General features: G+C 36.5%; 17 protein-coding genes. 10 read left to right on the top strand and 7 right to left on the bottom strand.

The features are described from left to right. Window positions 1-23: 23 nt before the first annotated feature. A complete protein-coding gene (gene lacD / locus RK01_RS05085) occupies window positions 24-995 on the top strand; it encodes a tagatose-bisphosphate aldolase (protein WP_016172209.1) in 972 nt (323 codons plus the stop codon). A 206-nt stretch (window positions 996-1,201) separates the two neighbouring features. Here the strand turns inward: lacD and rlmD are convergent, their stop codons facing one another. Continuing rightward, window positions 1,202-2,575, bottom strand: a complete 1,374-nt coding sequence (gene rlmD, locus RK01_RS05080) for a 23S rRNA (uracil(1939)-C(5))-methyltransferase RlmD (protein ID WP_016172208.1) — start codon at window positions 2,573-2,575, stop codon at window positions 1,202-1,204. 202 nt (window positions 2,576-2,777) lie between these two features. Between rlmD and recX the strand changes: the two genes are divergently transcribed. The 4 genes from recX to RK01_RS05060 all read left to right on the top strand — a co-directional run bounded on the left by recX (window position 2,778) and on the right by RK01_RS05060 (window position 6,411). Further along, the gene (gene recX / locus RK01_RS05075) at window positions 2,778-3,566 is read left to right on the top strand and encodes a recombination regulator RecX (RefSeq protein WP_016172207.1); all 789 of its coding nucleotides are present in this window, start codon (window positions 2,778-2,780) and stop codon (window positions 3,564-3,566) included. Further along, window positions 3,550-4,695 carry an A/G-specific adenine glycosylase gene (mutY, locus tag RK01_RS05070; RefSeq protein WP_016172206.1) on the top strand — a complete coding sequence of 382 codons (1,146 nt, stop codon included), beginning with the start codon at window positions 3,550-3,552 and terminating at the stop codon, window positions 4,693-4,695. The genes recX and mutY overlap by 17 nt, the downstream gene beginning before the upstream one ends. A 104-nt stretch (window positions 4,696-4,799) precedes the next feature. After that, the gene (gene ntdP, locus RK01_RS05065; protein ID WP_016172205.1) at window positions 4,800-5,333 is read left to right on the top strand and encodes a nucleoside tri-diphosphate phosphatase; all 534 of its coding nucleotides are present in this window, start codon (window positions 4,800-4,802) and stop codon (window positions 5,331-5,333) included. Between the two features lie 100 nt (window positions 5,334-5,433). Then, window positions 5,434-6,411 (top strand): N-acetylmuramoyl-L-alanine amidase, encoded by a 978-nt coding sequence (locus RK01_RS05060; protein WP_016172204.1) that lies wholly within the window; start codon window positions 5,434-5,436, stop codon window positions 6,409-6,411. Between the two features lie 70 nt (window positions 6,412-6,481). On the opposite strand, the gene RK01_RS05055 is transcribed toward RK01_RS05060, so the two are convergent. Further along, window positions 6,482-6,922: a GNAT family N-acetyltransferase gene (locus RK01_RS05055; protein WP_016172203.1), complete on the bottom strand. Its 441-nt coding sequence runs from the start codon at window positions 6,920-6,922 to the stop codon at window positions 6,482-6,484. A gap of 166 nt (window positions 6,923-7,088) precedes the next feature. Here RK01_RS05055 and RK01_RS05050 point away from each other — a divergent pair, with 166 nt between their 5' ends. The 4 genes from RK01_RS05050 (at window position 7,089) to RK01_RS13905 (ending at window position 11,757) form a co-directional block, all read left to right on the top strand. Further along, on the top strand, window positions 7,089-8,222 hold the full coding sequence (locus tag RK01_RS05050; RefSeq protein ID WP_016172202.1) for an AI-2E family transporter: 1,134 nt from the start codon (window positions 7,089-7,091) through the stop codon (window positions 8,220-8,222). 106 nt (window positions 8,223-8,328) lie between these two features. After that, window positions 8,329-9,702 carry a hemolysin family protein gene (locus RK01_RS05045; RefSeq protein ID WP_016172201.1) on the top strand — a complete coding sequence of 458 codons (1,374 nt, stop codon included), beginning with the start codon at window positions 8,329-8,331 and terminating at the stop codon, window positions 9,700-9,702. A 163-nt stretch (window positions 9,703-9,865) separates the two neighbouring features. Further along, entirely contained in the window at window positions 9,866-11,446 is a 1,581-nt protein-coding gene (locus tag RK01_RS05040) for a peptide chain release factor 3 (protein WP_016172200.1), read from the top strand. Window positions 11,447-11,568: 122 nt separating this feature from the next. After that, complete coding sequence (locus RK01_RS13905) at window positions 11,569-11,757, top strand: hypothetical protein (protein WP_034864496.1); 189 nt, start codon at window positions 11,569-11,571, stop codon at window positions 11,755-11,757. Between the two features lies 1 nt (window position 11,758). Here RK01_RS13905 and RK01_RS05030 read toward each other — a convergent pair whose 3' ends face one another. The 3 genes from RK01_RS05030 to RK01_RS05020 are packed head-to-tail and all read right to left on the bottom strand — an operon-like array spanning window position 11,759 to window position 15,064. Next, window positions 11,759-13,630 carry a carbohydrate-binding domain-containing protein gene (locus RK01_RS05030; protein ID WP_016172199.1) on the bottom strand — a complete coding sequence of 624 codons (1,872 nt, stop codon included), beginning with the start codon at window positions 13,628-13,630 and terminating at the stop codon, window positions 11,759-11,761. An 11-nt stretch (window positions 13,631-13,641) separates the two neighbouring features. After that, window positions 13,642-14,322, bottom strand: a complete 681-nt coding sequence (locus RK01_RS05025; protein WP_016172198.1) for a DUF4956 domain-containing protein — start codon at window positions 14,320-14,322, stop codon at window positions 13,642-13,644. Next, window positions 14,312-15,064 (bottom strand): polyphosphate polymerase domain-containing protein, encoded by a 753-nt coding sequence (locus RK01_RS05020; RefSeq protein ID WP_016172197.1) that lies wholly within the window; start codon window positions 15,062-15,064, stop codon window positions 14,312-14,314. The genes RK01_RS05025 and RK01_RS05020 overlap by 11 nt, the downstream gene beginning before the upstream one ends. 839 nt (window positions 15,065-15,903) lie before the next feature. Between RK01_RS05020 and RK01_RS05015 the strand changes: the two genes are divergently transcribed. Then, window positions 15,904-17,355, top strand: coding sequence for a helix-turn-helix domain-containing protein (locus RK01_RS05015; RefSeq protein WP_016172196.1), 1,452 nt, complete (start codon window positions 15,904-15,906; stop codon window positions 17,353-17,355). 39 nt (window positions 17,356-17,394) lie between these two features. Here RK01_RS05015 and RK01_RS05010 read toward each other — a convergent pair whose 3' ends face one another. Both RK01_RS05010 and RK01_RS05005 read right to left on the bottom strand, forming a co-directional pair. Next, window positions 17,395-17,712 carry a DUF1827 family protein gene (locus RK01_RS05010; protein ID WP_016172195.1) on the bottom strand — a complete coding sequence of 106 codons (318 nt, stop codon included), beginning with the start codon at window positions 17,710-17,712 and terminating at the stop codon, window positions 17,395-17,397. Between the two features lie 201 nt (window positions 17,713-17,913). Further along, window positions 17,914-20,160, bottom strand: coding sequence for an ATP-dependent Clp protease ATP-binding subunit (locus RK01_RS05005; protein WP_034864832.1), 2,247 nt, complete (start codon window positions 20,158-20,160; stop codon window positions 17,914-17,916). Window positions 20,161-20,259 lie beyond the last annotated feature (99 nt).

Here is a 20,259-nt window from a genome sequence, read left to right as displayed (position 1 = left end):
AAAATATTAGGAGGAATATACAAATGACAACAGAAGCAAAAAAAGCCTTTATCAAACAATTAAGTGACAAAAATGGTGTGATTTCCGCACTCGCCATCGATCAACGGGGCGCTTTAAAGAAAATGATTAATAAGTACCAAGATACAGAAGCGCAAGGTGTTCAAATTGAAGATTTCAAAAAAATTGTCTCCTCTGAATTAACCCAATATGCTTCTTCTATCTTACTTGACCCAGAATATGGTTTACCGGCAGCTAAAGTAAGAGCTGAAAATGCTGGGTTATTATTAGCTTATGAAAAAACAGGATATGACGCTTCAACACCTGGTCGCTTACCTGACATCTTGTCTATCTGGTCGGTTAAACGTCTTAAAGAAGCAGGGGCTGACGCTTGTAAATTCTTGCTTTACTACGATGTGGATGAAAGTGATGAAATTAACGACCAAAAGAAAGCTTTCATGGAACGGATCGGTTCAGAATGTGCGGCGGAAGATTTACCATTCTTTTTAGAGCTCGTTTCTTATGATGCCAATGATTCTGACGCCAGCACTAAAGAATATGCTGTGAAAAAACCGCACAAAGTTATTGAAATGATGAAAGAATTTTCTAAACCACGTTATGGCGTCGATGTATTGAAAATGGAAGTACCAGTTAATATGAACTATGTGGAAGGTTACGCTAAAGGCGAAGTGGCGTATACCAAAGAAGAAGCGATGGCTTACTTCAAAGAACAATCAGAAGCAACGAATCTACCATTTATCTTCTTATCAGCCGGTGTTTCGGCAGAATTATTCCAAGAAACATTGAAATTTGCCAAAGAGGCAGGTTCAACTTTCAATGGTGTCTTATGTGGTCGGGCAACTTGGGCCAATGGGGTGGAATCGTTCATTACAGGAGGAGAAGAAGCTGCTAAAGAATGGATGCGTACACAAGGACGCAAAAATATCGAAGAACTAAACGAAGTACTACAAGCTACAGCTACACCCGTTAAATTCTAATGTGAAAAACTCAGGCTACTGGAAAACATTCCAGTAGCCTTTTTGTTTTGCTGTTTAAGAGAGTTTTTAACAAAAAAATCATAGCAATATTCTATAGCTTAAAAAGCATACAATTTTTGTGGTATCAAAATTTTGCGACTAAAATAACTTGAAGTTATTAATCTGGATTGCAAATGAAGCGGATTTGCCTATTGGATAAAAAGTTTTTATTTTTTAGTCATTTTTACAACTACTTCACAGCGGGCAGTTTGAGGAAACATATCCACAGATTGTAAATAATGAATATTATAAACGTCAGCTAAAGTAACTAAATCTCTTGCAAGTGTGGAGACATTACAAGAAATATAAACGAACTTTTTGACTGGCTGCTGCGTCAAAGCTCGTAATAATTTTTGATCTAAACCGGTTCGCGGCGGGTCTACTACAATCGCATCTGGTCGAAAACCGTCTTTTAACCACTGTGGTAATAATTCTTCAGCAGTTCCAGTTTGGTAATGGGTATTTGTAACGCCCAGGCGTTTAGCATTGTGCTGAGCATCTGCAATTGCCTGACTAATTGTATCCATACCCCGTACTTCTTTAGCAGTTTTGGCCATGGAAAGACCAATTGTTCCGACCCCGCAATAGGCATCTACGAGTGTTTCTTGTGTGGAGAGTGCTAAAGCTTTACGGGCTTCATCATACAAAATTTTGGTTTGATAAGGATTTAATTGAAAAAATGCACGGGCAGATAGATCAAATTTCAACTCATCTAAAGATTCGGCAATACTTTCTTTGCCCCATAAAAGTTCCGTACTATCACCCATAACTAGCGAAGTTTTTTTACTTTGCACATTTTGCATAATGGAAACAAGAAAAGGGAGCCGTTGGGTTAATTCACGAATCAAACTATTTTTTTGTGGTAATTTATTCGTATGGGTAATAAATACCAACTGGACTTCACCTGTTTGAACACCTTTTCGCACCATTAACGTTTTTAAAATTCCACTATTTTTCTTTTCGTCGTAAATTGGAATTTGATATTTATTAACTAATTGTAAAGCAGTATTAATAACAGTTTGGGTATCAGGCTCTTGGACAATACAATTATCAATTGCGACTAAATTATGGGAGCCTGTTTCATAAAGCCCAGCTTCAGCTTTTCGTTTTTGTGAATTATAACGCAGTTGAAATTGGGCTTTATTCCGATAACGCCAAGGATTATCCATCCCGATTGTTTCTTTTAGTTTATAATTTTTATACCCGGCCGGTTTGAACTTTGTTAAAGCTTGTTGCAATAAATCGCGCTTAAAATCCAGTTGTTTGGGATAAGCCAGGTGTTGTAACTGACAACCTCCGCAACGATCATAAAAAACACAAGGGGCAGTAATTCGATCTGGACTTTTTTTCATAATTTGCTGAATCTCGGCTTCGGCGAATTTTGCAGTCACGTTGGTAATTTTTGCAGTAACTTTTTCTCCTGGTAAAGCTTTGGGAATAAAAATGATTAAGCGTTTGAAATAAGCAATTCCTTCTCCATTAATACCCAAACGTTTGATGGTAACGTTAATTTTTTGTCCCAGTTTTACAACTTGTTCCATAAATGGCTCCTTGTTTTCGGTGATTAAAAATTAAATCTCCGCTTTTTTCTATTTTACTGTAGCTATCTTAACATACTATTTCAGGAAACAAAACAATCCCGAAAGCTTTGGAGAAAGGGGATTTTATGGTACACTACAAACGTATATTCGCGTAGTATTACATTTATTTATTTTAAAATAAATTGCTAAAGGAGGGTTCTAAATGATTACCGTTGCACGAGTGGCAAAAGGAAAACATGGTTTTTATGAGGTTGATTTATCTAATGGTGAAACGTTACGAGTTTCTGAAGATCTATTGATTAAGTTCCGCTTGCTAAAAGGAATGGAATTAGACGAAAAAACAATTAATGAAATCAATAAAAACGCACATTATGATGTGGGCGTTCAATTGGCACTAAATTATATTAGTTATCAGCTTCGGTCAGAAAAAGAAGTACGAAGTTATTTAAGAGAACGTGAAATTCCCAGTTTGGATCGTGAAAAAATTATCGCACACTTAAAAGACTTAACAGTTTTAGATGATAAAATCTATGGTGAAAGTTATGTCAGAACGCAAATGCGCTTAAGTGATAAAGGACCGGGAGTAATTAAACAGCAACTGCGTCAAAAAGGACTCAGCCCAGATGTGATTGAAAATGCTCTTTGGTTATATGATGAGAAGACCCAGTTTGAAGTCGCAACGCATACTGCCCAAAAAGTGCTCAAAAAAATTCATAATAAAAGTTTTAAAGAAACAAAGCAAAAATTGCAATTAGCTTTGCGTCAAAAAGGATTTAATGGCGATATTGTAAGTGCAGTACTAGAGAGTCTGTCACTGGAAGTAGATGAAGAAACAGAAAAAGAAGCTTTAAAAAAAGCTGGCGAAAGACTGTGGCGACGTCATCAAAATAAAGCACCGCAGATTCGTAATCAAAAAATTAAACAAAGTCTTTATCAAAAGGGCTTTTCATTAGAGGAGATTCAGCAATTTATCGATGAACAGACAGAATGAGTATTTAAATGAAGCACAAATAAAAAAGTTGCAAGCCATTTTTATCGATTGGTACCAAAAAAATCGGCGCAACCTGCCTTGGCGACAAACCCAAGATCCCTATTTTATCTGGATTTCTGAAATTATGTTGCAACAAACTCGAGTGGACACAGTTATTGATTATTTTTATCGCTTTACCGCAAAATATCCTACCATTGCGTCGCTTGCACAAAGTGATGAGCAAGAACTTTTAAAAGTCTGGGAAGGGTTAGGGTATTATTCCCGTGCTCGCAACTTAAAAAAAGCAGCCCAGCAAATCATGACAGAATTTGACGGTGTCTTTCCTACAGATATTGCAGCGATTGGTTCACTGAAAGGAATTGGCCCTTACACTGCCGGAGCAATTGCCAGTATTGCTTTTCAAAAAGCGGAGCCTGCTATTGATGGGAATGCCATGCGCGTAGTGAGTCGTTTATATGGGATTGACGCTGACATTGCAAAACCAGCTAGTCGTAAGATTTTTGATCAAGTACTGCGCCGACTAATACCGTTATCGGCACCAGGAGATTTTAATCAAGCGTTGATGGATTTAGGTTCAGGAATTTGTACACCTAAAAACCCAGACTGTGAAAGCTGTCCTTTAAAAAACTTTTGTTTTGCCTATCAAACTGGCCAACAAGAAAAATATCCTGTTAAAACAAAAGCGGCTAAACCCAAAGATGTCTATTACTTTGCAACAGCCATTACAAATGCCAATGGCGAATACCTCTTAACTCAAAGAGCAGATGAAGGATTGTTGGCAAAAATGTGGACATTTCCATTAATTGAGGTTAGTCGTGAATCTTTTGAATTTGCTCAAAAAAATTTTGGTAAACAAGCTGATGTTTTAGATCTTTTTTCTGTAGCTGAAGATGTTCCGCTACCAGAGTTATTGTCGAAAGATGTTGTCTGGCAAAAGCGCCACTTGGGTGAAATAAAACACATTTTTAGTCATCTAAAATGGCACGTTTTACTTTTTTATGGCGTCAAGCAAGCCGATTTTTTACTTCCCTCAAAAAGTCAATTTGTCGCGATTAAAGAATTTGACCACTATGTTTTTCCCAAGCCGCAACAAAAGTTAGTCGAACTATTGGAAAAAAGGAAACAGTGAATAAACATTTCTAGTCAAGGCTTACTTTTATTGCTATAATAATTACGATGTCGGTGTAAAACATACCCAACATACCATCATGGTTAAAAGGGAAGGGTTATAGCATGCAAATTCCAAAAGAAGGCGAGTTTGTAACGATTCAAAGTTATAAACACGATGGCAATTTGCACCGTACGTGGCGAGATACAATGGTTTTAAAAACCAGTGAATATTCGATGATTGGCGTAAACGACCACACACTCGTAACGGAGTCAGATGGTAGACGATGGGTAACCAGAGAACCCGCAATCGTCTATTTTCATAAAAAGTGTTGGTTTAACGTCATTGCCATGATTCGTGAAAAAGGTGTCTCCTATTATTGTAATCTAGCTTCACCTTATTTATTAGATGAGGAGGCCTTGAAGTACATTGATTATGATCTTGATATCAAGGTTTTTCCTGACGGTGAAAAGCGGCTACTAGACGTGGATGAATATGAGCAGCACAGTAAACTCATGCATTATCCCCAAGACGTTGATTATATCTTAAAAGAAAACGTCAAAATATTAGTGGATTGGATTAATAATGGTAAAGGTCCTTTTTCTGAAGGCTATATCGATATTTGGTATGACCGCTACAAGCAGTTGTCACGAAAATAAAAAGACTATCCCGCATTTTTGTGGGATAGTCTTTTTAGGTTCATTTAAGGATTTTAAGGTACAATAGAGATATCAAATTAAAATACAGGTTGGACATTCGATGAAGACAAAAACCAAGTTAGGTTTCATGATTTTAGTAATCAGTATAGCGGGTATAGGCATGTTGGTTTGGCATAGTGAGCCGAAAAGTGATGCAATCAAACAACCAGTAGAAAAAACGGCGCAATCTTCGTTTTTGAAAATTGAGCAGCCAGACCCTTTAACCGTCGCTTCAAAAAAAGTTCAAGTTTATGTTGATCCGGCACTATACAGTACTGAAGCACAAACAGCTAATGACTATGTTTCCCTAAAAAAATCCCCGGCTGAAAAGAGTGAAACTGTTGTAAAACTATATCGTGGCGAGTGGGGACTCTATTTAGCAAGTCAGGATGATTGGATACAGATTAATACAAACGAAGGCCAAATTGGTTGGCTGAAAAAAGAAAATACCAAGATCGTCACAAGCTCACGTAAAGTAAACCCTACATTAGCACAATTCAAAGTAGTATTGGATGCGGGACACGGCGGGATGGATACTGGTGCCGAAAGTGATGATGGTACATTAATTGAAAAAGAATTGACGCTTCAAACGGTAAAAAAAGTTGGATCAGCATTAGAAAAACTAGGGGTTAGTGTTGCTTATACGCGCACGCAAGATAAATATCTTGACTTAAGTACCATTGCAGATAAAGCAATGGCAGAAAATGCAGATTTATTTATTAGTATTCATTACGATAAATATGATTACGATAATGGGATGGACGGTCAAACAACTTACTACTACTATCAAGATGACAGAACTGTAGCGACAATTCTTAACAGTACATTAGCTAAAAATCTCACTTTAAATAATAATGGGATTCGTGTTGGCAACTACTTTGTCTTGCGTCAGTCCAATCGGCCTAGTATTTTGTTAGAGTTAGGCTATTTAAATAGTGATAAAGACTTAGTTATCATGAAACAAACTGATTTTCAAGATAAAGTAGCATCAGGAATCGCTGAGGGTGTGCGTGCATATGTAGCGAGTCTAACTAAATAATTTACCCAAAGAAATAATGCGCTATCCTCGTAGCAGGACACTATTTCTTTGGGTATTTATTTTGGGGAGTTTATTTTGTGAGCAATTTTGTCATGGTGATATGTTTCATTCCAGCTTCATAAAAAGGGTCTCCTTGCTCTTTAAAACCCATTTCTTGATAAAAATTACGAACTTGCCACTGTGCTCCTAAAGTAATTTCTTTAAAATCATGCTCTTTGGCGAAATCTTCTGCACCTTTTAGCAATATTTTTCCTAAGCCTTTACCCCGATAGTCTTTTAATACAGCCATTCGTTGTACTTTTACGATTTCATCATTAATAGGCAATAACCGAACTGTTGCAAGGGGTGTTTTATTGTCATCATATAACACAAAATGAATGGCATAAGCTTCATTGCCATCGATTTCAATCGATAGGGGAACGTTTTGCTCTTTTACAAAAACTTGATTACGAATTTTTACTGCTGCTAAATAAATCTCACTCATTGTGTCTCGCGTTTGGAGGATGCGCAAAAAAATCGCCTTCTTTCATTATTTTTTTGATTTGTGCAAAATAATCAGAAAATGATACTCTTTTAAGTTTGCAATAGAGTTATTTTTTGATAAGATTAGTAACAACTAAAATTAAAACAGAATCACAAAATTGTAAACTGTTTTGTTTAGTCAAAGGAGTGATAGCTTGTTAGAAAAATTAAAGAATTCAAAAATCATGTTTTGGTCGCTAGAACTACTAATTTTAGCTACTTTGATTTTTGTTTCCACAAAAATTGATTTCATTTTTAAACCCATAGGTACTTTTTTTTCTACCCTTTTTGCCCCCGTTTTAATTGCTGGATTTTTATATTATTTATTAAACCCAATTGTGAACTTATTGGAAAAAAGAGTCAAATTAAAACGGATTTATGGTATTGTACTTGTTTTCATTCTTTTGATTGGCGCCTTGGTCTTGATTATCGGCAGTGTCATTCCTAGTCTTGTAAGTCAAATTACTTCGTTAGCAGAAAGTATTCCTTCTTTTATCGCAAGTGTAGAAGAATGGATTAGAGAAATGGCAAGAAGCCCATTTTTTAAACAAATTGACTTGCAAGCGCAATTTGATAAGCTGGACATTTCTTACGGGACAATTATCCAACGCTTCTTAAGCAGTCTGTCAAATAGCATCGGCTCAATCGTAGGACAAGTAGCAAATGCTACCATGATAATTGTGACTGCACCTTTTATTTTGTTTTATATGCTAAAAGACGGCAATCGTCTCGTCCCCAATGTGGAGCGCTTCTTTCCTGTTAAGCGACGGGCACAAATCGTTGATTTATTAGGTAAATTAAATTATACATTGTCTAAATATATTAGTGGACAAGCCATTGAATGTGTTTTCGTTGCTACATTTACTTTTATCGGCTATTTGATTATTGGAGTAGATTACGCCTTTTTATTTGGTGTGATTGCTGGGGTGACAAATTTGATTCCTTATTTAGGGCCATATTTAGGGTTAATGCCCGCAGTGTTAGTAACAGTATTTGATTCGCCCTTAAAAGCTTTACTATGTTGTGTAGTTGTTTTAATTGTTCAACAGTTGGATGGTAATATTATTTATCCAAATGTAATTGGTAAAACTTTAGCTATCCATCCTTTGACAATTATTTTAGTCTTATTAGTTGCAGGAAATATTGCTGGCTTGTTAGGAATTTTCTTAGGCGTACCTTTTTATGCCGTGTGTCGTGTTTTAGTTACTTTTATTGTGAAGTTGATAAAAGAAGATAAAGAGCGAGATGAGGATACATTAGTAGAAAATGAGACATCAAAAATAGAGTAGTAGGGTTTTTATTGCAAAGAATTTGCCTTTGTGATACGATTTTAGCGTGGCAGGTGCCACGCTTTTTTTCTATTTAAACATGAAAATATAAGGAGAGAAAGAAATTATGAATTCTGACCCCGAGAGTCAGTCGCTGATCGCCCAGTTTTTATTATTAATTGTTTTAACATTGATCAATGCCTTTTTGGCAGCATCGGAAATTGCTGTTGTTTCAATTAACAAAAACCGGGTGGAACAAAAAGCTGAAGAAGGCAACGTGAAGTCGCAAAAATTACTCAAAATATTGGAAAACCCAACTAACTTTTTATCCACGATTCAAGTTGGAATTACGTTAGTTAATATTTTATCTGGGGCATCTTTAGCAGATGCATTATCCACTCGCTTGGCCCCGGTTTTAGGTGGAGGATCTGCCGCTAAAAGTCTTGCCAATATCATTGTTTTAGCGATTTTGACTTATGTCTCTATTGTTTTTGGTGAACTTTACCCAAAACGAATTGCCTTAAATAAATCAGAAGAAGTGGCGACCTTTACTTCTGGTGTTATACGTGTCATTGGAACCATCGCAAAACCATTTGTTTGGCTATTATCCGCTTCTACCAGCTTGTTGGCTAAGATTACACCAATGGATTTTGACGATGAAGATTCTAAAATGACTCGCGATGAAATGCGCTATATGCTAGAAACAGAAGGTGTCTTAGAAGAAGACGAGTTGGAAATGTTACAGGGCGTTTTTTCTTTAGATACAAAAGTGGCCCGTGAGGTGATGGTGCCGCGTACAGATGCATTTATGGTGGATATTAATGATCCAATTGGTGATATCGTTAATGAAGTTTTGTCCGAAAATTATTCTCGTATTCCAGTTTATAATGAAGATAAAGATAAAGTAATTGGTGTCTTGCATACGAAAAACCTGTTAAAGGCTGCTTATCAATTTGGGTTTGAAAACATTGATATGCATCAAATTTTACAAGAACCGTTATTTGTACCAGAAACAGTTTTCATTGATGATTTACTATATGAATTGAAAAAGACCCGCAATCAAATGGCTATTCTGTTAGATGAATATGGCGGAATGGTAGGGGTTGTAACCTTAGAAGATCTCTTAGAAGAAATCGTAGGCGAAATTGACGATGAAACTGATGAAGTTGAAAAACTCTATGAAAAAATAAATGATCACGAATATATTATTCAAGGTCGAATGTTGATTGAAGAATTTAATGAAGCTTTTGACACAGACTTGCATATGAGTGATGTCGATACAATGGCGGGCTACTTAATTACAGCATTAGGTACCATTCCTGATCAAGGTGAAAAACTTTCCTTTGAAGTTGATAATCTAACGCTGATATCAGAGGAGATGGAAGGTTCTCGTGTCTTAAAAATTCGTGTTATTTTCCGTGATCCCGAAATTGAAGTGGAACCAGAAGAAGAACGACGTCATTTTCGTAAAGAATTTGAAGATGACGAGCCCCGACGCTAATTCGAGAAAGTGATGTGCTGAAATTTTAGCACATCCTTTTTTTATCGTTTATGAAACTTTCAATCCATGCTATACTAGCAGAGTTGTTTATGAATACTTCAATTACCAAATACATGTTAATGGTTATGACCATTTTTAATTTTACGAAATAAAGGAGAACGCAATGGATAATCCAAACTTAAGAAAAGAAGTCGATAGTCGTCGTACTTTTGCGATTATTTCCCACCCGGATGCTGGGAAAACGACAATTACTGAACAATTATTACTTTTTGGTGGTGCTATTCGCCAAGCTGGAACCGTTAAAGGGAAAAAAACCGGTAATTTTGCCAAATCAGACTGGATGGAAATTGAAAAACAACGGGGAATTTCTGTTACGAGTTCGGTGATGCAGTTTGATTACGATGATAAGCGGGTAAACATTTTGGATACTCCCGGACACGAAGATTTTTCTGAAGATACTTATCGCACGTTAATGGCAGTCGATAGTGCTGTGATGGTCATCGATAGTGCCAAGGGGATTGAAGCCCAAACGAAAAAGTTATTCCAAGTTGTTAAAAGACGGGGAATTCCAATTTTTACTTTCATCAATAAATTGGACCGTGACGGTCGTGAACCTTTAGAATTATTAGAGGAATTAGAAGATTTGTTGCAAATCGAATCGTATCCGATGAACTGGCCAATTGGGATGGGTAAAGGTTTAGAAGGACTATATGATATATATAATGAACGCGTTGAATTATATCGCCCAGAAAATTACGGTGGTGAACGTTTAATTCCATTAAATGAAGAAGGAGAAATTCCTGCAGATCATCCTTTCCGGGGCAGTGGCTTATATGATCAGGTCTTAGAAGAAGTAGAATTAGTCAAAGAAGCTGGCGATAGTTTTGATCCTAAAAAAATTGCTCGTGGAGAACAGACTCCTGTCTTCTTTGGTTCAGCATTGACGAATTTTGGTGTCCAAACCTTCTTGGAAACATTTTTAGAGTTTGCACCATCACCTTATGGGCATAAAACAGAAGCAGGAGATGAAGTCAGTCCATATGAACCTGAATTTTCTGGTTTTGTCTTTAAAATTCAAGCTAATATGAATCCGGCTCATCGTGACCGTATTGCCTTTGTTCGAATTTGTTCAGGCACTTTTGAACGAGGAATGGATATTACTTTGGAACGAACCGGGAAAAAAATGAAATTGAGTAATGTGACTCAATTTATGGCGGATGCCAGAGAAAATATCCAAGAAGCAGTAGCAGGCGATATTATCGGGGTCTATGATACCGGCAATTATCAAATTGGCGATACCCTTTATGAAGGTAAATTAAAAGTGGCTTATGAAGAATTACCGTCATTTACACCGGAATTATTCATGAAGGTTCAAGCAAAAAATGTCATGAAGCAAAAATCTTTCCATAAGGGAATTCAACAACTGGTTCAAGAAGGTGCAATTCAGATGTATCGGACTTATTTAACCGATGAATATGTAATCGGTGCTGTCGGTCAATTGCAGTTTGAAGTATTCCAATACCGAATGAAAAACGAATACAACGCTGAAGTGGTGATGACACCGATGGGGCACAAAATCGCCCGTTGGATTGACCCTGAACAATTGGATGAAAAAATGGGTTCATCACGAAATATTTTGGCGCGGGATCGTTTTGACCAACCATTATTCTTATTTGAAAACCAATTTGCCGAACGCTGGTTTGCCGACAAGTATCCCGATGTGAAGTTGAAGAGTTTGATGTAAGAAATGTTGATTTAACAATGTTTCTGGAATGTCAAATTGAGAATTACTTCAAATAAACGCTGACTATTGGCTGGTTTATAACCTCTTTTCTATCAGAAGTTGATGGAAAAGGGGTTATTTTAATGGACTGGAATGAAGGAATAGAAGAGTTTTGTTTGGACATCGCCATGCGTGGCTTCTCCAAAATAACGATTAAAAATTATCGGAGTAAATTGATAATATGGCAGGCTACTTTACTAGCGCATCAAAATGTTGTCATCAGAAAAAAACTAAAAGAGGCTGTGACAAATTTTTGTCACAGCCTCTTTTAAATTAACGTCCACCATTGCCAGGCGTCATACTCATTCCCATTTGATTTCCACTGACAGCATTCCCAGATTGGTCTACTGAAGTAATTGTATCGGCTAAGTCGTAAGTACCAAGTTTTGTATCGCCAGCCGAAGCATCTGTTGCGATATTTTTTGTATCAGAAATTTCACCACCTAATGTGATTGTCACACTATTTGTATCATTCATTTCAGGCGTTGAAATAAATAAAAAGGCAAATGATTTTTCTGGGGACACACCATAAATGGTATCGCCAATTTGAAACGCAACAGTTTCCTGTTGCGTATTGTCAAGGTAAAGGGCTAAACCCTTTTGTTTAGAATCTGTACTGGTCGTTTGCGCCATGTCGGCTGTACCTGTAGCAATTAAGACACCGCCGTTTTGAAGAAAATCTCCGTTGTAGTCTAAGGAGCCATTTCCGCCGCCGCTTGGCCCATCTACATAAACTGTGCCCCCTGTCATAGTAATATTTCCATTACTATCCAAACCATCTCCTTCCCCATGGACGGTAATGGCTCCGTCGTTTATAATGATTTTCTTACTATCGTCTGCCTGGTCGCCTCCGCCAGGTCCGCTCTCAGAGCCACCAAAACTATCTGAACCGAACATACCTGTTTCTTCAGCTGTATCACTACCACCACCCGCGTTGACACCATCATCATCTGAATGGATGACATGCGTACCACCGTTGAATGTAATTACAGCACTTTCATAGCCTTCATACGAGTGACTAACCGTGATATTTCCGTCATTTAGAGTCAATTCATTATCGGCGTGAATGCCGTCATCTCCTGTTGCCAATGTCCACGTACCACCGTCAATCGTGATTGTATCGTTACTATGCATGGCATCATCTGCACTATTGATAGTGAAATTCCCATCATCTACGTGCATCGCCTTACCAGCTTTAAGTCCTTTGTAGCTTTCTTCGGTATCCAAATCCGTACTAGTAGCACCATCTGCTGTTTTGATTGTCATCGTGGCAGTCCGAATGCTCAAATTTGTTTCAGCTTGGATGCCGTCACGTCCTGCGTCAATTTTAAAAATTCCGCCGTCAATAGCAATCCAGCCTTTATCCGTATCGGTCGAATTATTGGTTTGCAGACCATCACCTTCAGAAGTAGTCAAATCGAAATTTCCTGCAGCAATTGATAGACCATCTTTAGCTTTAATCGCTGTATTCTTAGCAGTGATATTATAGGTTCCGCCAGTAATTATCACATCATCTTTACCACGGATACCGTTTTTATAATTCCCCGTGACACCTAACGTTCCTGTTCCGTTTAACGTTAGATCGTCTTTACTGAAAAGTGTGGCATCTGGTTCATTTTCACCTGTAGCAAACGTATAATTGGTACTATCTGTTAAGGTATTGGTTGTGCCATCTGCTAAAGTGACAATGGTTTTATCCGCTTGTTCGATATAGAGTGCTGAGCCTTCGTTCTTAATCTTGACACCATTTAGTATAAGATGAATTTTATCTTGGTTTGTCGCACTCACTAGGATTTGTCCGCTAAAATTTCCACTTAAAACGTACGTTCCGGCCGAAGAGATTGTGACCGTTTCTTTATTCACATTCGCTCCATCTCCCTCAATGGTTGCACTTGTGCCATCCAATTGGATTTTGGTGCTCGTAGCTTCATCATAGCCAGTATCAAAATCTTCCTCATCGTAGGTACCATATTTGGTTGTTTCATCCGTACTTAATTGTGTCATTCCTGTTGAAGAGGTAGCGGTATTGGAAGTGGTACTAGCGTTCACTGAAGAGGTAGCCTTCGTAGCCGTATTCTCAGTAGCACAACCAGTCACTACTAATATAGCGCTTGAAATTAAAAGCGTAGATAATATTTTTTTCATAGTTATTCCTCCTATAATTCATCTTTAGCTGTTGCGACTTTACCAGAAACAATTGGTAAATTACCATTACGTACACGTAATTCATCCAATAGATTTTTTTCCAATGCTACATCTCGCAATTTCAGCCGATAACGTAGTTCGTACAAAGAGCCCATATTAGTTGTACGAACAGATTCCATTGAGTATTGATAAGTAAATTTTTCAAAAATATCATCAAATAGTTCTGGATAATCCAAATCTTCAGGAATCGTGATTTTAATTTCACGTTCTGCTACTTTGTTATTTTCACCGAAGCGGGTTCCTTGTAGAATGATAACCAAGATACTTGTGATAATAGAGAAAATGACAATATAGCCTATATAACCCATACCAGTAGCTAAACCGATGCCCATTGACCAAAAGATACTTGTAATTTCACGAGCTCCTCCTGCAACAGAGCGAAAACGAATTAAACTAAAGGCTCCTAATACCGCCATACCGGTTCCGAGATTACCGTTGACCAATATAATAACCAATTGTACGAGAACAGGTAACACCGCTAAAGTAATCACAAAATTTTTGGTGTAAACGTTGCGATACATATGAATCAACGCCACCAAGAGCCCCAATAATACCGAAGCACTCGTACAAAGTAATAAATCAATTAACGTGACTGTTTCACTTGTTTGTTCCACTAATAAACTAGACAACATATTTTTTTCCTCCTAATTTTACATTCATTGCTTGTTTAGGCCACAGCACGCGCTGGTAAATCTGTGCGTATTTCGAAAATGATCCTTTATAAATCTTCAAATTTGCTAAGAGATGACTGAACCATAACGGATATGCTCCTAAAGCTTTTACCTCCATCAATACGTCAATCTCAGGCGCTATACGTTCTCCTAAATCGCCTAAAGCTAAATCCAAGTCCTTATCGCGATAGCGAATATTAAAATCAAAAGTGATACGAAAATCTTCAAGTTCAGGTTTTTGACTAAAAAAAGCACGACGATCATAGGCAATCAGCACTTTTGGTTCCAAATTTTTTCCGGCATAAAGATACTGAATTTCGTTCATTAATTGTTGCTCTTGAATCGTCTTGCATGGAATTTTTTGTGGATATTCAAGATAATGTTTGGCCATCTGATAGGGAATTGCTAGCCGTCTCTTATAGACCACTTTCTTTACTTTCTTTTTGATTTCTAAAAATGCCAGACTATCCGCAGTAGGCGTACCATAACTCCTCAAGCGAAATTTTTCCTTATAGATAGGTTTTTCAATCGATTGCCGAATTAACGAAAAATCACGAGTATCGCAATATAATGATTGAATCGTATGTAATCCATACTGGTCTTCTGCCATAAAAGGTGTCATTTTATCTCGTAATTCTTCATACTGTTGATACGTTAATAAATATTTTATTTCTCGTCTTTGAAATGTATTTTTCAATTTCATACTATAACCTCCTTCATCTCAACAACAGATTAGCAAAGTTAGCATAAATGAAAGTTAAAAATTAAAAGCTGAAATTTAGCAACTTGTTTTTATACCACTGGTCGAATCTTTTTTTTGGAGAAGATGAAGAGTAGACAAAATCCTTCATTCTGAGGCATGTTGCTAATTTTATTATTAAGAAAATTGGATGGAGAAAGTATAATTGACCAATGTCTAAAAAGTAGTGATAAGACAAGTTGTCGATAGAATAACGAAATGGTAAGACGACGGGCGAAATTGGATCTGAAGAAGGAATAATTCTCAAAGAAGAGGAGAGCTCCGCGGGTTATAAAGTAAGTTATGATTTTTAAAGTAGCAAGATGTTGATTGATTTTCTACTTTTCAAAGAATAGTGATGGAGATGCTCGGTAAGAGATTACCGCGGATATCTAATAGTTAATAGATGTTTGGATGAGTGAATTAGGGTGTAAATTTCGTATTAAAAAATTATATAAAAATAGAATTTTACTTCAGACTGGTTCTCCCTTTTTTGCATAATCAAGTAAGGTAAAAACAGAGAAATTGATGCAAAAGAGGACACTCCATCTTCAATACGACGACTACCCAAAAGAGTGAATTTGCAGAGTTTGATGTAAGAGATAAAGATGTCGTGTTGTTTATCTACCCAGTGTCTTTTCAATTTGCCTCAAACCATTTTTGTAATTTAAAAGGTAGATAAAATGCAAAAAAGCTTTTATAACCAATAGAAATTGAGAATTTTTTTTAGTGAAACATAATCATCTAGCAAAATAAATCACATTTGTGCTATCATAGGATATAAACTTAAAAGGGGACATAAAATGTTAGAAGATATTTTATTAGATGATCCAGCACAGAATAAGATTATGTTATTTAAACATATGTTGGACTTAGATCGAGGATTGTATCCAATTCATTATTTTGAAAAATATACCGGTTTTTCTCATATCAAAACGGCTAATTTATTGACGCAAATGAATCAGGATTTAATAGATTTAGAGACAGGTTATGTTCTATTCACTGAAAAAGAAAAAATTCAAATTGATGGGAATCTGCCAAAACTTCATAGTTATCGTCAATTTCTTCTACAAAATAGTGTTCCTTATCGTGTTTTGTTGGCGACATTGTTACAACCGCAAATGGATCTAAAAGAGTTTGGACGATTAACTGAACTCAGTCAGTCCTCTTTGATGCGCCGCTTGAAGCCTTTAGTCGCTTATTTGAAAGATAAAGGAATTCGTTTAAATTGTTTACAAATGGATGTTACTGGACGTGAAGCATTAGTTAGAATTATGTATTTTAACTTTTTTTGGATGGTTGATTTTGGTACGGAGTTGTTTCAATATTTTGAGAAACAAAATATGGATTTAAATACGCTCCTTGATGAAAATGATTTAATGTATTTGAAATATTTTGAGCAAAGAGAATTTATTTTTTACCAGGCAATTAGTTTATTGCGTACTAGTATGGGTTATTATGTAGATGAACCTGAAATTAACCATTTCTTATATCCGACAGCACTAAACGCACGTTTTAAACAAAAATTGAGTCAAAGTGGTGTAGCGGAAACATATCGCGAAAGAGAGGCTAATTTTGTAGCTTATATGATTTTTTATTGGCCCCAATATTTTTCAGACAATGATCCGCGTTTACCTTATGTTAGAAAAAATTATAAAAATTTGACTGTAACAAAAGAAAAAGCCAAGATCTTTTTGACAAAAATGGCGCCTTATTTTCAAGATTTTTCTCGCAGTAAACAAGAATTACTCTTAATAAATTATCAAACTATCTTCTTGCGACAACAGTTATTTCAAGGAAAAGCGCCGAAAAATTTGGATTTTATTTTGGACAGTTTAAAAATTCAACATCCAAACTATGAAATTTTACAAGGTTATATCGCTAATGTCTTGGATACTGAAGAAAGTGATGACTTAATTAATCTTTTGACTTTGGTAAGCTTACCACAGGTGGAACGAAGTGAAAAAACGGAAAAAATTAAAGTGGGTATTATTGGTTTTCCCAACCATTTCCTTTTGTATTCTTTGATAAAACGAATTGAAGATTTACCTTTTGTGGAGTATTCTTTGATGAATACAGCTTCCAATGAAAAATACGATGCAATTATTACGTGCTCAGCTTCTTTAGTGCCTGCAAATAATTATCAATATTGGATTGTGGAAGGGGAAGGATCATTTGATGCTACCGATGACTTCTTATTTCACATTTTTAAAGAAAAACAAAAAGAGCAAAAGATTCGTTTACAGATTTCTTAAGATAAAAAAGAAGGTACGGGCTAGCCCGTACCTTCTTTTTTATGAGGCATTATTACTGAGTTGATTTGTTTTAATGGAAATTTCAACGAGACCTGGTAACTCAATCTGGGTAATAGTATCTGGCTCATAGCTACCTGAGGGCAATTTTTTTAAAAAATATTCTTTTACTTCATTAATTTCACGTTCATTCAGGTTGCGCTTTTTATTAATCAATAAAATTTCATTATGGTTGGGTGCTACCGTATATACTACAGTAGAATTACCAGCCGTATAAACTTTCACCAATTCGGCATCTGTATTCTCCAATTGATTGCGCACCAAACGCGAGTGACTATTGGTTACGTTGATTAATTTCATCTGGTTCACTCCTTCAAGGCAAGTTTGAACTAACTCATCTATTATTATACGGTTCAAAAGGCGATAAGAAAAGTGATTACACTTGAAAAGATAACAAAGTTTGTCAGATTACGTGTTTATTTATGGTAGCAATTTCTTTCAAAGGTAAACAAAAAAACTCATAATCTAGTATAATTCGACTAGATTATGAGTTTAGTACTATTATTCTTCGGGGGTTTCTGTTTGTTCTTTTGCTTCATCATTTGCTTTGTTTTGTGTCTGCGTAACTTCGATTTTACCATCTTCGGTTAAACGTGCTTCAAGTTCTTTTGCTTTAGGATGATCCAAATAGTACTCTGCAATACCATCTTCAATTTGATCTTGAATAGTACGGCGTAATGGACGTGCACCCATAGCGGGATTGTAGCCTAAATCGACTAATTTTTCTTCCACATCTTTTGGTACAGTAATGTGAAGGTGTTGAGATGCTAACATATCGTTTACTTCTTTTAACATTAATTCTACGATGTGCAGCAAGTTTTCTTTACTTAAAGCTTTGAATTCAATAATGCCGTCAAAACGGTTTAGAAATTCAGGTGAGAAGTAATTATTCAATTGGTTTAAAACAGAGCGAGTAATACCTTCTCTGGCTGCTCCAAAACCAACACTTGCTTCAACATTGCCAGTGCCAGCATTACTTGTCATGATAATCAAAGTATCTTTGAAGCTAACAGTTCGACCTTGGGCATCTGTCAAGCGACCATCATCTAAAATTTGCAAGAACATATGCAAAACATCTGGATGCGCTTTTTCAATTTCGTCTAATAAAATCAAACTGTATGGATTACGACGAACTTTTTCAGTCAATTGACCGGCTTCTTCATAACCAACATAGCCTGGAGGAGAACCAATTAGTTTTGCCACACTATGTTTTTCCATGTATTCAGACATATCAAAGCGAATCATTGAATCTTCTGAACCGAACATTTCATAAGCAAGTTGTTTTGCTAATTCTGTTTTACCAACACCAGTAGGTCCGACAAATAAAAATGAACCAATGGGACGATTCTTTTTGCTTAATCCCACGCGATTACGACGAATCGCTTTGGCTACTTTATCAATGGCTTCATCTTGACCAATAACATGTTCTTTTAAGTCATGGCTAAGATTTTTCAATTGGGTTTGTTCTTTTTCTTTTAATTCTCCAACTGGAATACCGGTCCGTTCTTCAACAATTTGTTCCATATCTTTTTCAGTGATTGTTGGGGTTTCTTCGTCACTGATTTGTTTGTTTTTCATTTCTTCTAATTTGTTAATTTGATCGCGATAGTAAGCAGCTTTTTCAAAATCTTCTTCTTGGGATGCTTGTTGTTTTTGTGCTTGCGCATCTTGCAGTTTCTTTTCAATTGCTTTTGGATCCACTAATTGAATGGTTAAGTTTTTCTTAGAACCTGTTTCATCCAATAAATCAATCGCTTTATCTGGTAAGAATCGGTCTTGAATATAACGATTGGAGAGAATAGCTGCTGCTTTTATCGCTTCATCTGTATATTTTACATGATGATAATCTTCATAACGAGGTTGCAAACCTTTTAAAATCGCAATGGTTTCTTCAACAGAAGGTTCATCCACGCGTACAGGTTGCATTCGACGTTCTAGCGCGGCATCTTTTTCAATAATGCGGTATTCATTTAAGGTTGTAGCACCAACCATTTGCAGTTCGCCACGAGCTAAAGCTGGTTTCAAAATATTGCCAGCATCCATATTGCCATCGCCGGCAGAACCAGCGCCAACAATTTCATGGACTTCATCAATGAATAGGATAACATTTTCAGCTTGTTTAATTTCATCGATTAATTTTTGCATTCGTTCTTCAAATTGTCCCCGAATGCCTGTTCCTTGAACTAATGAAGCAACGTCTAAACGAATTACTTCTTTGTCCATTAATTTTTGAGGTACGTCACCGTCCACAATTTTTTGTGCTAAACCTTCGACAACGGCTGTTTTACCAACACCAGGTTCACCAATTAAAACAGGATTATTTTTTGTCCGACGATTCAAAATTTCAATAACACGTTTAATTTCGTCGTCACGTCCGACAACAGGATCGATGTCACCATTGCGAGCTTGCTCGGTAATATTAATACCATAGTCTCCTAAAAGACCATTGGCACCTGGGTTTTGACGAGGAGGTTGACCGCCATTAAAGTTGTTGCCGCCGCCAAATTGTGTAGGCGGAGTTTGTTCGCCAGCATTTCTTGGTTGCATTTGTTGAGACATTTGGCGGAATAAATCATCAAGACTTCCAAAGCCAAATGGATCTTGTGCCATCATATTTGTTTGATTACCAGTTTGATTCTTCAATTTTTGGTAACAACTTTGGCAGTAGTCCAATTGTTTTCTTTGGCCATTTACATTTGCGTATAAATGAATGGTTGCTTCATTTTTGCCACAGTTTTGACAAAGCATAAATAATTCACGACCTTTCATGGATTTACTTTCAATTATTATTGTAACGCGCTTTTTTTATTGAGTAAAAAGATACACCTAAAAAGCGAGGTCAAGTCA

Origin of the sequence: Enterococcus dispar ATCC 51266 (assembly GCF_000406945.1) — a bacterium.
In the GTDB taxonomy this organism is placed as follows: Bacteria; Bacillota; Bacilli; order Lactobacillales; family Enterococcaceae; genus Enterococcus_C; species Enterococcus_C dispar.
The sequence above is the reverse complement of the archived record's forward strand: the minus strand, read 5'-3'. Positions and strand labels throughout refer to the sequence as shown.